The sequence below is a fragment of the Micromonospora sp. NPDC005707 genome (assembly GCF_040631005.1).
Lineage (GTDB): Bacteria > Actinomycetota > Actinomycetes > Mycobacteriales > Micromonosporaceae > Micromonospora.
The window spans coordinates 1-12,162 of the sequence record NZ_JBEXYR010000011.1 but is presented as its reverse complement, the minus strand read 5'-3'; the positions used below and the strand labels follow the sequence as shown (position 1 = coordinate 12,162).

The 12,162-nt window shown below is 73.9% G+C and carries 15 protein-coding genes; 7 read left to right on the top strand and 8 right to left on the bottom strand.

Features of this window, described 5'->3' with window-relative positions:
- Positions 1 to 53 precede the first annotated feature (53 nt).
- Together ABZ452_RS22015 and ABZ452_RS22010 are read left to right on the top strand one after the other, a co-directional pair.
- The gene (locus ABZ452_RS22015) at positions 54 to 1,193 is read left to right on the top strand and encodes an LLM class flavin-dependent oxidoreductase (protein ID WP_357945891.1); all 1,140 of its coding nucleotides are present in this window, start codon (positions 54 to 56) and stop codon (positions 1,191 to 1,193) included.
- Positions 1,190 to 1,816 (top strand): FMN reductase, encoded by a 627-nt coding sequence (locus ABZ452_RS22010; RefSeq protein WP_357945888.1) that lies wholly within the window; start codon positions 1,190 to 1,192, stop codon positions 1,814 to 1,816. The genes ABZ452_RS22015 and ABZ452_RS22010 overlap by 4 nt, the downstream gene beginning before the upstream one ends.
- A 15-nt stretch (positions 1,817 to 1,831) precedes the next feature.
- On the opposite strand, the gene ABZ452_RS22005 is transcribed toward ABZ452_RS22010, so the two are convergent.
- Both ABZ452_RS22005 and ABZ452_RS22000 read right to left on the bottom strand, forming a co-directional pair.
- Complete coding sequence (locus ABZ452_RS22005) at positions 1,832 to 2,722, bottom strand: universal stress protein (RefSeq protein WP_357945885.1); 891 nt, start codon at positions 2,720 to 2,722, stop codon at positions 1,832 to 1,834.
- A 109-nt stretch (positions 2,723 to 2,831) separates the two neighbouring features.
- The gene (locus ABZ452_RS22000) at positions 2,832 to 3,728 is read right to left on the bottom strand and encodes a universal stress protein (protein ID WP_357945882.1); all 897 of its coding nucleotides are present in this window, start codon (positions 3,726 to 3,728) and stop codon (positions 2,832 to 2,834) included.
- A 160-nt stretch (positions 3,729 to 3,888) separates the two neighbouring features.
- On the opposite strand from ABZ452_RS22000, the gene ABZ452_RS21995 reads away from it, so the two are divergent.
- Positions 3,889 to 4,365 carry a cyclic nucleotide-binding domain-containing protein gene (locus tag ABZ452_RS21995; RefSeq protein ID WP_357945879.1) on the top strand — a complete coding sequence of 159 codons (477 nt, stop codon included), beginning with the start codon at positions 3,889 to 3,891 and terminating at the stop codon, positions 4,363 to 4,365.
- On the opposite strand, the gene ABZ452_RS21990 is transcribed toward ABZ452_RS21995, so the two are convergent.
- Both ABZ452_RS21990 and ABZ452_RS21985 read right to left on the bottom strand, forming a co-directional pair.
- On the bottom strand, positions 4,335 to 4,622 hold the full coding sequence (locus ABZ452_RS21990) for a hypothetical protein (protein WP_357946308.1): 288 nt from the start codon (positions 4,620 to 4,622) through the stop codon (positions 4,335 to 4,337). The genes ABZ452_RS21995 and ABZ452_RS21990 overlap by 31 nt on opposite strands.
- Before the next feature lie 176 nt (positions 4,623 to 4,798).
- Positions 4,799 to 4,960 (bottom strand): hypothetical protein, encoded by a 162-nt coding sequence (locus tag ABZ452_RS21985; protein ID WP_357945876.1) that lies wholly within the window; start codon positions 4,958 to 4,960, stop codon positions 4,799 to 4,801.
- A gap of 284 nt (positions 4,961 to 5,244) precedes the next feature.
- Here ABZ452_RS21985 and ABZ452_RS21980 point away from each other — a divergent pair, with 284 nt between their 5' ends.
- From ABZ452_RS21980 to ABZ452_RS21970, 3 genes are all read left to right on the top strand, one after another.
- Entirely contained in the window at positions 5,245 to 5,748 is a 504-nt protein-coding gene (locus ABZ452_RS21980; RefSeq protein ID WP_357945873.1) for a GNAT family N-acetyltransferase, read from the top strand.
- 10 nt (positions 5,749 to 5,758) lie between these two features.
- Positions 5,759 to 6,385: a hypothetical protein gene (locus tag ABZ452_RS21975; RefSeq protein ID WP_357945870.1), complete on the top strand. Its 627-nt coding sequence runs from the start codon at positions 5,759 to 5,761 to the stop codon at positions 6,383 to 6,385.
- A gap of 124 nt (positions 6,386 to 6,509) precedes the next feature.
- Positions 6,510 to 7,853, top strand: a complete 1,344-nt coding sequence (locus ABZ452_RS21970; protein ID WP_357945866.1) for a hemolysin family protein — start codon at positions 6,510 to 6,512, stop codon at positions 7,851 to 7,853.
- A 3-nt stretch (positions 7,854 to 7,856) separates the two neighbouring features.
- On the opposite strand, the gene ABZ452_RS21965 is transcribed toward ABZ452_RS21970, so the two are convergent.
- The 4 genes from ABZ452_RS21965 to ABZ452_RS21950 all read right to left on the bottom strand — a co-directional run bounded on the left by ABZ452_RS21965 (position 7,857) and on the right by ABZ452_RS21950 (position 10,231).
- The gene (locus ABZ452_RS21965; RefSeq protein WP_357945864.1) at positions 7,857 to 8,174 is read right to left on the bottom strand and encodes a PRC-barrel domain containing protein; all 318 of its coding nucleotides are present in this window, start codon (positions 8,172 to 8,174) and stop codon (positions 7,857 to 7,859) included.
- Positions 8,161 to 8,541 (bottom strand): hypothetical protein, encoded by a 381-nt coding sequence (locus ABZ452_RS21960; protein ID WP_357945862.1) that lies wholly within the window; start codon positions 8,539 to 8,541, stop codon positions 8,161 to 8,163. Before ABZ452_RS21960 ends, ABZ452_RS21965 begins: the two co-directional genes overlap by 14 nt.
- The gene (locus ABZ452_RS21955; protein WP_357945859.1) at positions 8,538 to 9,764 is read right to left on the bottom strand and encodes a divalent metal cation transporter; all 1,227 of its coding nucleotides are present in this window, start codon (positions 9,762 to 9,764) and stop codon (positions 8,538 to 8,540) included. Before ABZ452_RS21955 ends, ABZ452_RS21960 begins: the two co-directional genes overlap by 4 nt.
- Before the next feature lie 83 nt (positions 9,765 to 9,847).
- A complete protein-coding gene (locus ABZ452_RS21950) occupies positions 9,848 to 10,231 on the bottom strand; it encodes a PaaI family thioesterase (protein WP_357946306.1) in 384 nt (127 codons plus the stop codon).
- A 103-nt stretch (positions 10,232 to 10,334) separates the two neighbouring features.
- Between ABZ452_RS21950 and tyrS the strand changes: the two genes are divergently transcribed.
- A complete protein-coding gene (tyrS, locus tag ABZ452_RS21945) occupies positions 10,335 to 11,618 on the top strand; it encodes a tyrosine--tRNA ligase (protein WP_357946303.1) in 1,284 nt (427 codons plus the stop codon).
- The last annotated feature ends 544 nt before the right edge of the window (positions 11,619 to 12,162 follow it).

Below are 12,162 nucleotides of genomic sequence, written 5' to 3'. Positions count from 1 at the left end.
TGTGCGGAGCGATTCCGGGCCGGAGGGTCCGGACCCCACGCGAGGAGCTGGTCATGCAGTTCGGAGTCTTCACCGTCGGCGACGTCACGGTCGATCCGACCAACGGTCGGCTGCCCTCCGAGCATGAGCGGATCAAGGCCATGGTGGCCATCGCGCTCAAGGCCGAGGAGGTCGGGCTGGACGTGTTCGCCACGGGCGAGCACCACAACCCGCCGTTCGTGCCGTCGTCGCCCACCACCATGCTCGGCCACATCGCGGCCCGCACCGAGCGGCTCCTGCTGTCCACCTCGACGACGCTCATCACCACCAACGACCCGGTGAAGATCGCCGAGGACTACGCCATGCTCCAGCACCTGGCCGAGGGCCGGGTGGACCTCATGATGGGCCGCGGCAACACCGGCCCCGTCTACCCGTGGTTCGGGCAGGACATCCGCAACGGCATCCCGCTCGCCATCGAGAACTACGACCTGCTGCACCGGCTGTGGCGGGAGGACGTGGTCGACTGGAAGGGCCGCTTCCGCACCCCGCTGCAGTCGTTCACCTCGACCCCGCGCCCGCTCGACGGCGTGCCGCCGTTCGTCTGGCACGGCTCGATCCGCAGCCCGGAGATCGCCGAGCAGGCCGCGTACTACGGCGACGGCTTCTTCGCCAACCACATCTTCTGGCCCAAGGAGCACACCCAGCGGATGATCGCCCTCTACCGGCAGCGCTTCGCGCACTACGGCCACGGCTCCGCCGACCAGGCCATCGTCGGCCTCGGCGGGCAGGTCTTCATGCGCAAGAACTCGCAGGACGCGGTCCGCGAGTTCCGGCCGTACTTCGACAACGCCCCGGTCTACGGGCACGGGCCGTCGCTGGAGGAGTTCACCCGGGAGACCCCGCTGACCGTGGGCAGCCCGCAGCAGGTCATCGACCGCACCCTGGGCTTCCGCGAGTACGTCGGCGACTACCAGCGCCAGCTCTTCCTCATGGACCACGCCGGGCTGCCGCTCAAGACCGTCCTGGAGCAGCTCGACCTCCTGGGCGAGGAGGTCGTCCCGGTGCTGCGCAAGGAGTTCGACTCGCTGCGCCCGGCGCACGTGCCCGAGGCGCCGACGCACGCTTCGCTGCTGGCCGCGGCGGGCGGTGCCAAGGACAGCACGGTCCACGCCGTCGACGACGTGACCGGCAAGGCGCCCGAGGAGGACCGATGACCCGCCGCACGCTGACCGTGGTCTCGGCCGGCCTCAGCCAGCCCTCGTCGACCCGGCTCCTCGCCGACCAGCTCGCCGCGGCCGCCCGCGACGAGCTGGTCCGGCGCGGCGCCGAGGTGGAGATCCGCACGCTGGACCTGCGCGAGTACGCCCACGACGTGGTCAACCACGTGCTCACCGGCTTCCCGCCGGCCGCCCTGCGGACCGCGCTGGACGCCGTCGCGGGCGCGGACGGGCTGATCGCGGTCACCCCGGTCTTCAACGCCTCGTACAGCGGCCTGTTCAAGTCGTTCTTCGACGTGGTCGAGAAGGAGGCCCTGGCCGGCCGGCCGGTGCTCATCGGAGCCACCGGCGGCACGGCCCGGCACTCGCTCGCCCTGGAGCACGCGGTCCGGCCGATGTTCGCCTACCTGAGGGCGGTCGTGGTGCCCACGGCGGTCTTCGCCGCGCCGGAGGACTGGGCCGGCGACGGCGGCGACAGCGCGCTGCGGGCCCGGATCCGGCGGGCCGGCATCGAGCTGGCCGACCAGGTGGACCGCCGGCCGGCGGCGACCGGGCCGGCCGACCCGTTCGCGCTCACCACCAGCTTCGAAGACCTGCTCGCCGGGCGCGACCCGGCCTGAGCCCGGCCGGCGGCCTCAGTCGCCGGCCGGCTCGTACGGGTGGGCCACCAGCACCGGGCAGTGGGCGTGCTGCACCAGCGCCTGGCTGACCGAGCCGAGCAGCAGCCCGGCGAAGCCACCCCGGCCCCGGGAGCCGACCACCACCAGCGCGGCCTCGCCGCTCGCCTCGATCAGCGCCTGCTCCGGGGACTCGCCCCGCAGGGGCCGCTCGACCACGCTCAGCACCGGATGGTCCGAGCGGATCCGGGCGGCCGCCCCGGCCAGCAGCTCCGCCGACTCGGCCTGCGCGGCGGCGGTGGCCTCGGCCGCGGCGTCCGGCGCCACGGCGCCCCGCTCCGGCGTGCGGACGTGCACCAGCACCAGGTCGGCGTCCCGGCGGACCGCCTCGTCGGCGGCGAGCCGCACGGCGTACCCGGCCGACTCGGACCCGTCCACCCCGACGAGCACCGGGCCCCGCACCGGGATGGGCTGCTCCGCCGGGCGGACCACCAGCACCGGGCAGTGCCCGTGCTGCGCCACCTGGTTGCTCACCGAGCCGAGCAGCAGCCCGGCGAAGCCGCCCACGCCCCGGCTGCCCACCACCACGAGTTCGGCCCGGCGGGACTCCTCGATCAGGGTGACGCCCGGGCCGCCGGCCACCTGGCGCACCTCCACCCGCAGGCCCGGATGCCGGTCGACCAGCTCGGCGGCCACCTGCTCCAACATCTTGTGCGACTCCTCGGTGGGCGCCGGCACCCCGAGGTCGTACGGGTTGAGCGGCACCCCGTAGCCGAGCGGGTGCAGGTAGCCGTGCACCACGTGCAGCGGTCGGGACCGCGCCACGGCGGCCCGGGCGGCGTGGTCGGCGGCGGTGAGGCTGGTCGACGATCCGTCGACACCCACCACGACAGGTCGGTTCATCGGCATCCCTCCGGTCGGCTCCGCCCATTGTCGACGACGACCCCGCCGACCGAGCGCGAACGCGGCCGTCCGCGCCGGCCGAGGGGGGGAAGGGGCCGGCGCGGACGGGGGACGGTCAGCCCGCGGCGGGGCTCCGGCGGTGCCGGACGATGGCCAGCGGGCTGCGGGCGTGGTGCAGCACGGCGTGGCTGACCGAGCCGAGCAGCAGCCCTCCCAGGCTGCCCCGGCCGTGCGCGCCGACCACGACCAGCTGCGCGTCGGTGGACTCGGCCACCAGTGCCGCCGCCGGGGTGGCCGCGACCAGCTTCCGGCGTACCCGCACCTCGGGGTGGCGCTCGGCCCAGCCGGCGACCGCCTCGGCGAGCACCCGCTCCTCCTCCGCGCGCAGTTCCTCGGGGTCGTACGCCAGCGGCACGATGTCGCCGGGGCCGACCGGGGCCGGGTAGAGCCAGGCGTGCACCGCCACCAGGTCGGCGCCGCGCCGCGCCGCCTCGGCGAACGCGAATCCGATGGCCTCGGTGGACAGCGCCGAGCCGTCCACGCCGACCACGACGGGGCCGTCGGCGCGCGGCTCGCCCCGCACCACCAGCACCGGGCAGTCCGCCCGGGCGGAGAGCCCCACGGCCGCCGAGCCGACCAGCAGCTCGGCGAAACCGCCGAGCCCGCGGTGGCCGAGCACCAGCAGCGCGGCGTCCCGGCTCTCCTCCAGCAGCACCGGGACGGCGGCGCCGTCGCGTACCGCGCCGGTCACCGGCAGCTCGGCGTCGACCTTGCGGGCCTCGTCGAGCGCCTCGGCGACCAGCTTCTCCGTCTCCTGCCGCAGCTCCTCGTGCGGCAGGGCGGCCACCACGGGGCCGAGTGGGGTGCCGAGCAGCGGCCACTGGAACGCGTGCACCACCCGCAGGGGCCGGTGCCGGGTGGCGGCCATCCGGGCGGCCACCCGGACCGCGTCCAGAGCGGTGGGGGAACCGTCCACGCCCACCACGACGGGGGCGCCGGATCTGTCGGTCATCACGTCCTCCTTCGTCCATCTCCACGGTTCTCCGGTCGGCGCTTCGCGGGCAGAGGCGTTGCACCCGGTCAATTCGGGACCAACGACCCTGCCACGTCGGGCCGAACGGGTGTGAGCTGGTGCCGGGACGATCCAGGACCCCGTGGGAGGCGAGCGACCGATGACCCCGCTGGAGATGCTCCGCGCACACCCCTTCCTCGCCGGGCTGCCCGACGCGTGGCTGCCCCCGCTGACCGGCTACGCCCGCCCGGTGGTCTGGCACCCCGGGCACCGGCTGTTCCGGGCCGGGCAGCCCGCCGAGCGGTTCTGGCTGGTCCGTGGCGGCCAGGTGGCGCTGGACTTCCCGGTGCCCCGCCGTGGTGACGTGGGGATCGAGACGATCGGTGCGGGCGGGGTGCTCGGCTGGTCGTGGCTGTTCCCGCCCTACCGCTGGCAGTTCGGCGCGGTCGCCGCGCAGCGGTGCACGGCGGTCGAGTTCGACGCCGCGGGCGTACGCCGGCTGATGGAGTCCGACGACGCCCTCGGCCGGCAGCTCACGACCCGCTTCATGAGCGTCGTGGTGGACCGGCTGCACGCGTCCCGGGTGCGGCTGCTGGAGCTGTACGGCTACCCGACGGCTCTGCCGCCGACCGGCTGACCTGCCGCGTGCCGGTGGACGACCAGGTCGTCCACCTCCAACCGGCCGATCCGCAGCTCACGGATCACCGCCCGGCGGATGGCCAGGCGGGCGATCACGAGCCGGCCGATGGCCACCGCGCCGATCGCCGCCACGGCGAGCGCCAGCGGCGCGGCCGCCGTCGGGCCGAGGGCACGCGGGCCGGCCGCGGTCGGGCCGACGACGCGGGCCCGGAGGGTACGCGTCGGACGTGCGCGGCCACGCGGGCGCTGAAGCATCCTGTTCACCCGACGATCCTGCGCTCCCACCCGGTCGGCCCGGTGCCGGTCGGGACGCCGGTCCACCCGCCGTGTGACCCGACGGCCCGGCCGCACGGCAGGTCCACCGCACGGCGTGACCGCGGATTTGGTACGGCCGCGGGCCCGACGGGGGCGGCGGCCGTACCCGGGGCGGGTCAGCGGTCGACGACCAGGCGGCGGGCCCGCAGCGCACGGGCCCACCAGGGCCGCCGGTCCGGCCGCAGCGGCGGCAGCGGGGCGCCGCGCAGGCTGACCCAGCCGCCGGGGCCCATGGTGACCGTGCGGATGGCCGGTGGCCGGCGGCGGGCCGACGCCACCACCCCCCATGGCGGCGGCGAGCGCGGCCACGGCGAAGGCCGCGGTGGCGGCCGCGACGAGCCGGTCCGGGTCGGCGAGCCGGCGGTAGCGGACCCGCCCGCCGGACACGACGAACACCCCGACCGGCCGGCCCGCGCGGGTGACCGGCACTAGCGCGGCGGCCGGCGTGCCTGGCGTCCCCTTCCTTGGTAGCCGGGCGGCCCGCCGGCGCGGCAGGGCCGGACGGGACACCGACCGGGCCGGAGGTCCCGAACCTGTCGGTGCGCCCACGTATCCTCCGGCGATGACCAGTGAGGTGCGGCTGCGGCCGGTGCGCGACGAGGATCTGCCCGCGTTCTTCGCCCACGAGCAGGACGCGCAGGCCAACTGGATGGCCGCCTTCGGCCCGAAGGACCCGGCCGACCGGGCCGCCTTCGACGCCCACTGGGCGCGCATCCGGGCCGACCCGCGCATCGTCAACCGCACCGTGATCGTCGACGGCACGGTGGTCGGGCGCGTGGCCGCCTTCCCGGTGGGGGAGCGCACCGAGGTCAGCTACTGGATCGACTCCGCCCACTGGGGGCGGGGCCACGCCACCGCCGCGCTCGCCGCGCTGCTGCGCGAGGTGCCGCAGCGGCCGGTGCACGCCCGCGCCGCCAAGGACAACGCCGCCTCCCTGGCGGTGCTGCGCAAGTGCGGCTTCGTGGTGGTCGGCGAGGACTCGGGGTACGCCGCCGGCCGCGGCGCCGAGGTCGAGGAGTACGTGCTGGAGCTGCCCGCCGAGGCGGCTGACCAGGGCGGCCACTAGTCTCCCCGGGGTGAACTGGCTGGAACTCGTCGGCTGGGCCGGCTCCGCGCTGCTGGTCTGGTCGCTGCTGCAGACCCGCATCCTGCGGCTGCGCGCGCTCAACCTGCTCGGCTGCCTCATCCTGATCGGCTACAACGCCGCCGTGCACGTGTGGCCCATGGTCGGGCTCAACGTGGTGCTCGCCGTGATCAACGTCTGGTATCTGCGGACGATGCTCGCCACCCGCCACGACGCGCAGACCTACGAGGTGGTCGAGGTGGGCACCGGCGACGCCTTCCTGGCCCACACCCTGCGGGTGCACGCCGCCGACATCGCCCGGTTCAACCCGGACTTCCGCTGGGACCCGGGCGCCGCCGACCGCTCCGCGTTCCTGGTGGTCCGCGCCGACGAGGTGGTCGGCGTGGTGGTCTCGCACGCCGAGGCCGGCGGGGTGGCCCAGATCGACCTGGACTACGTGACCCCGCCGTTCCGCGACTTCACCCCCGGCGAGTTCGTCTACCGGCGCAGCCGGCTGTTCACCGACCGCGGCTTCCGCCGGGTGGTCAGCCCGCCCGGCATGGTCGCCCCCTACTACCACCGGCTCGGCTTCCGCCCCGAGGGCGACGCGTACGTCCTGGACCTGCCCGCTCCCGCCTGACCCGCCGCCGGAGGATTGCGCGGCCCGCCCGCGGGGCAACAGAGGGGCCACGCCGCCCGGGCCACGGTCGGCGACGGGACGGCCACAGCGGCCGGCCCGGGTCGGCCGAGGGAGAGAACCGCGCGTGCAGAGCTACTGGAGCCAGCTGGCCCTGGTCGGAGTTCTGGTGATCGTCAACGCGGCCTTCGCCGGCAGCGAGATGGCCCTGGTCTCGCTGCGCGACAGCCAGCTCCAGCGGCTGGAGCGTGGCAGCCGGGCCGGCCGCACCCTGGCCCGCCTGGCCAAGGACCCCAACCGGTTCCTGGCCACCATCCAGATCGGGATCACCCTGGCCGGCTTCCTGGCCTCCGCCGCCGCGGCGGTGTCCCTCGCGAAGCCCCTCGTCCCGCTGCTCGGGGTGTTCGGCGACGCCGCCGAGACGGTCGCCATCGTGGCGGTCACCCTGGTGCTCACCTTCGTGACGCTGGTCTTCGGCGAGCTCGCCCCGAAGCGGATCGCCATGCAGTCCGCCGAGCGGTGGGCGCTCGTCGTGGCCCGCCCGCTCGACGTGCTGGCCAGCGTCACCCGGCCGGCGGTCTGGGCCCTCGGCGCCACCAGCGACCTGGTCGTCCGCCTGTTCGGGCTGAACCCGAAGCACGAGCCGGACGAGATCGGGCCGGACGAGCTGCGCGACATCGTGGCCGGCAACCACGGCTTCACCAAGGAGCAGCGGACCATCATCGCCGGGGCCGTGGAGATCGCCGACCGGCAGCTGCGGGCGGTGCTCGTACCCCGGTTGCAGGTCTTCACCCTGGACAGCGGGACGACCGCGGAGGCCGCCCGGCTGGTCCTCGCCGCGACCGGCCACTCGCGGGCGCCGGTGGTCCGGCACGGCGGCCTGGACGAGGCGGTAGGCGTGATCCACCTGCGCGACCTGGTCGGCGTCCCCGACGACCGCCCGGTGGACGAGATCGCCCGGCCGCCCATGCTGCTGCCCGACTCGCTGCCCGTGGTCGACGCGCTGCGCCAGTTCAAGGCGGAACGCCAGCACATCGCGCTGGTGGTCGACGAGCGCGGCGCCGTGGACGGCATCGTCACCCTGGAGGACATCCTCGAGGAGATCGTCGGCGAGATCTACGACGAGACCGACCGGGACCTCGGCTCGATCCGCACCGAGGAGGACGGCACGCTCGTGCTGCCCGGCACCTTCCCGGTGCACGACCTCACCGACCTCGGCGTCGAGCTGCCCAACCGGCCGCCCGGCGACTACACCACCATCGCGGGGCTCGTGCTCATCTGCCTCGGGCACATCCCCACCGTGGCGGGGGAGCGGGTCCGGGTCGACGGCTGGGACCTGGCCGTCGGCGACGTCGACCACCACGCCATCACCGAGGTCCGGGTCCGCCGGCACGCCCGCCGCGACCGCGGCGAGGACGCCGAGCACGCCGACGCCGACGGCACGCCGGTGCTCGACGAGGCCCGCGGCTGACCCTCAGCCGCGCCCGGCCGGCGGGCCGAACGGGAAGCCCGCCACCGGCGGGCGCACCTGCACCGAGTCGACGGGCACCTGGTGGGTGCTGCGGGCCAGCACCCGGGTGACGGCGCGCAGCAGCCACGGCCCCGACGGGTGCCGCTCCGGCCCGATCAGCCGGCTCGTGACACGGGTCCACCAGTGGCCGGCGACGATCACGTCGGTGATCCGCAGCCGGTCCGGCGGCCACCCGCCCCGCACCACCACGTCGACCACCCGGCCCAACCGCCGCCCGCGCAGGTCGTACGCGGTCCGGCCGAGCAGCTCACCCGCTCGCACGGTGCGCTCCCGGGATCCTGTCGATCAGGTGCCGGCGCAGCCAGGTCTCCACCGGCGAGGGCGGCAGGTCGGTCGCCGGGCAGCGCAGCCGGACCACACTGTCGACCCGGTCGACCTGGGTGAGCGCCACGCGCAGCGGCGGCACCGGCGGGTCGTCGGTGAACCGGTCGGCGACGGCGACGAGCAGCCGCCCGATCCGGCCCCCGATCCGGTCGCCGAGCGCCGCCTGCCCGGTGAGCAGGCAGTCGACGTACGGGTAGCCCTCCTCGTCGACGGCGAACGCGATGTCGTCGACGCGGCCGACCAGCCGGCCGTCGACGTCGACGATCTGCCGGTCGAGCAACTGCTTGGCGAGCTGGATCCTCATCGCCCCATCCTCGTGATGATCGCCAGCGGGATCGCCGCCACCGAGGCGGCGACGATGAGCAACAGGAACAGCGCCCCGAGCAGGTTCGTCCACCACCCGTTGACCCGGTCACCCAGGTAGATGCGGTCGTTCGCCACCACCAGGATCGGCAGGTAGGTCAGCGGCAGCACCACCGCGCTGAGCACCAGCATGTACTCGGTCAGCCGGATGGGGTCCACGCTGGTCATGAGCAGCAGCACCCCGAGTAGCAGCCCGACCAGCAGCACGCTGTGGAACCGGGCGGCCTCCCGCGGGCTGACCCGCTTACCCCACTGCCAGCCGAAATACTGCGACGCCGCGTACGCGGCGGACAGGCCGGTCTCCAGCGCCGCGCCGAAGGTCACCGCGAAGAACGCCAGCACGGCGGCGGCCAGCCCGACCCCGCCCAGCGCGGTCACCACCGGCCGCGCCACCGCCTCGAGGGTGTCCGGCGACGCCCCCGACGGGTGGTACGCCACCGTCGCCACGGCGATCAGCGACAGCGCCAGGAAGCCACCCACCGGGAAGCCGATCAGCACGTTCGAGCGGGCGTGCGCCAGGTCGGCGGCGCTCCACCGCTCCTCGACCCCGCCGGAGGAGAAGAAGAACACCTCGTACGGGCTGACCGTCGACGCGAACAGCGCCACCGCCACGAACCAGTACACCGACCAGCCCGCACCGGAGGAGCCGACGGTCAGTGCCCCGCGCCCCAGCTCCGCCCAGTCGGTGGGCACCGCGAACAGTGCCACCGCGAAGACCAGCAGCGCCAGCCCGGCCAGGCCGAAGACCCGTTCCATCAGCTCGAAGCGCATCCGCCAGAGCACCGGCCAGACCGCCACCGCGGCCACCGGCACCCAGAGCAGGTGGCTCCATCCCGTGGCGAGCTGCAACGCCAGCGCCACCCCGCCCAGCTCCGCGGCCAGGGTGATCACCGTGACCAGCCAGGAGGCGACCAGGTTGAGCAGCGCCACCCGCGGCCCCAGGCGCTCCCGGACCAGGTCGAAGACCGCCCGGCCGCTCACCGCCGCGATCCGGCCGGCCATCTCCGCGTACGCGCAGATGCCCACCACCCCGACGAGCAGCACCCAGGCGTGGGCCATCCCGAAGCGGGCGCCCGCCTGGCTCGCCGCCACCAGATCGCCGATGTCGACGAAGCCGCCGACGGCCGACAGCACGCCGAGCGTGGCGGCGAAGAGTTTCCTCACGTCGGGTCGGTGGTGGCCGGGCTCATCGACGCGACGATATCGGCGTCAGGCACCCTTTCCGGGGCGAATCGAACAGCTGGGGATCAGGCGGAGGTGAGGTTCTGCAGCCGTACCTGGCCGCGCGAGACCAACCGGCCACCCTCCTCGGTGATCTCCACCAGCCAGAGCTGCTGGCTGCGCCCGCGATGGATCGGGGTCCCGACCGCGGTCAGCTCGCCGTCGCGGACGGCACGCAGGAAGTCGGTCTGGTTGGAGACCCCGACCACCTTGCCCTTGTCACCGAGCCACAGGGCGCCGCCGATGCTGGCCGCCGTCTCCACGACCGAGCAGTAGACCCCGCCGTGCTGGATCCCGTACGGCTGGTGCAGCTCCGGACGGACCTGCCAGCGGATGACCACCCGGTCCCCGCTCACCTCGTCGAACTTCAGGCCCAGCAGGGCGACGAAGCCCCCGGTCACGTCCGGCATCTCCACGGCGGCCCCCTCCTGTCGGTGGAGCCGCCAGCCTAGTCGCCCCCCGTCGGCAAACCCGGTACGGGCCGGAGCCGGTGATGGGGGAGAATCGGTGACCGTGACGGACAGCAACCTCCCGCAGGGGCGGGACTCCCTGACCGAAGACCTGCTGTGGCGGGGCCTGATCCAGGACTCGACCGGCCTCGACGAGCTGCGCGAGCTGCTCGACGGCGGGAGCACCACCTTCTATGTGGGCTTCGACCCGACGGCGCCCAGCCTGCACGTCGGCAACCTCATGCAGGTCGTCATGGCCCGCCGGCTCCAGCTCGCCGGGCACCGGCCGCTGCTGCTGGTCGGTGGCGCCACCGGCCAGATCGGCGACCCGAAGGAGAGCGCCGAGCGCACGTTGAACCCGCCCGAGGTCATCGCCGGCTGGGTCCAGCGCATCCGCGACCAGCTCGCGCCCTTCGTGACGTACGAGGGGGAGAATGCGGCCAGGCTGGTCAACAACCTGGACTGGACCGCCGAGATGTCGGTGGTGGAGTTCCTCCGGGACGTGGGCAAGCACTTCCCGGTGAACAAGATGCTGGCCCGCGAGGTGGTCAAGGCCCGGCTGGAGACGGGCATCAGCTACACCGAGTTCAGCTACCAGCTGCTCCAGGCGAACGACTTCTTCGAGCTGCACCGCCGGCACGGGTGCCAGCTCCAGTACGGCGGCTCGGACCAGTGGGGCAACATCACCGCCGGTGTGGACTACATCCGGCGTCGTGGCGCCGGGCCGGTGGAGGCCTTCACCACCCCGCTGGTCACCAAGTCGGACGGCACCAAGTTCGGCAAGAGCGAGACCGGCGCGGTGTGGCTCGACCCGGAGATGACCAGCCCGTACGCCTTCTACCAGTTCTGGGTCAATGCCGACGACCGGGACGTCACCCGCTACCTGCGGTACTTCAGCTTCCGCTCCCGAGAGGAGCTGGAGGAGCTGGAGAAGGCCACGGCGGAACGCCCGCAGGCGCGGCTCGCCCAGCGGGCCCTCGCCGAGGAGCTGACCGCGCTGGTGCACGGCGAGCGGGAGATGGCGCAGGCGGTCGCCGCGAGCCAGGCGCTCTTCGGTCGCGGCTCGCTCGACGACCTGGCCCCGGAGACCCTGCGCGCCGCGCTCACCGAGGCGGGTCTCGTGCACCTCGACGAGCTGCCCGACGTCGCGGGCCTGCTCAAGGAGTCGGGCCTCGTGCCGAGCATGAAGGAGGCCCGGCGGGTCATCGCCGAGGGCGGCGCGTACGTCAACAACGTGCGCATCGCCGAGGTGGACGCGACGGTGTCGCCGGCGGACCTGCTGCACGGCCGCTACCTGGTGCTGCGCCGGGGCAAGCGCAACTTCGCCGGCGTCGAGCTGGGCAGATAGCCCCACGTCGACGGTGTGACGCGGGACGCGCCCGGCGGATTTGACGATCAATCCGCCGGGCGCGTAACTTTCTCTCTGCCAGCGCGGAACGGACGAAACAGGGCGAAGCACCTGGAAGGCCGGAGCGCAGGACCGAATACGGGCGGTGCCCCGGATTCGCCGGGAGGCGGATTTGGCGAGGCGGAACCGACCGGGTAAGGTTATCGGCCGGCAGGGATACGGACGAGCGAGCGGGAAACCGCGGCGGCCGTCCTGCCGAAACCCACGAGGCGCCCGGCGCGAGCCGGTCGAATAGTGGTGCCCGGCAAAAGGGTGGAAGCATGACAAACCGCGAAACACCGGTTTGACACGGCAGAAACCACCGGGTAACGTAGTAAAAGTGCCCGGCGCGAGAGCGGCGGGTGGTGAACGAAATGCCCCGGACGGGGGCTCCACGGTGTGGGGTTTCTGGATGGTGTGTGGTTGTTCTTTGAGAACTCAACAGGGTGCTTGATAAGCCAGTGCCAAATTGATTTATACCCCGGACTGGCAGCTCTTCTTTGGG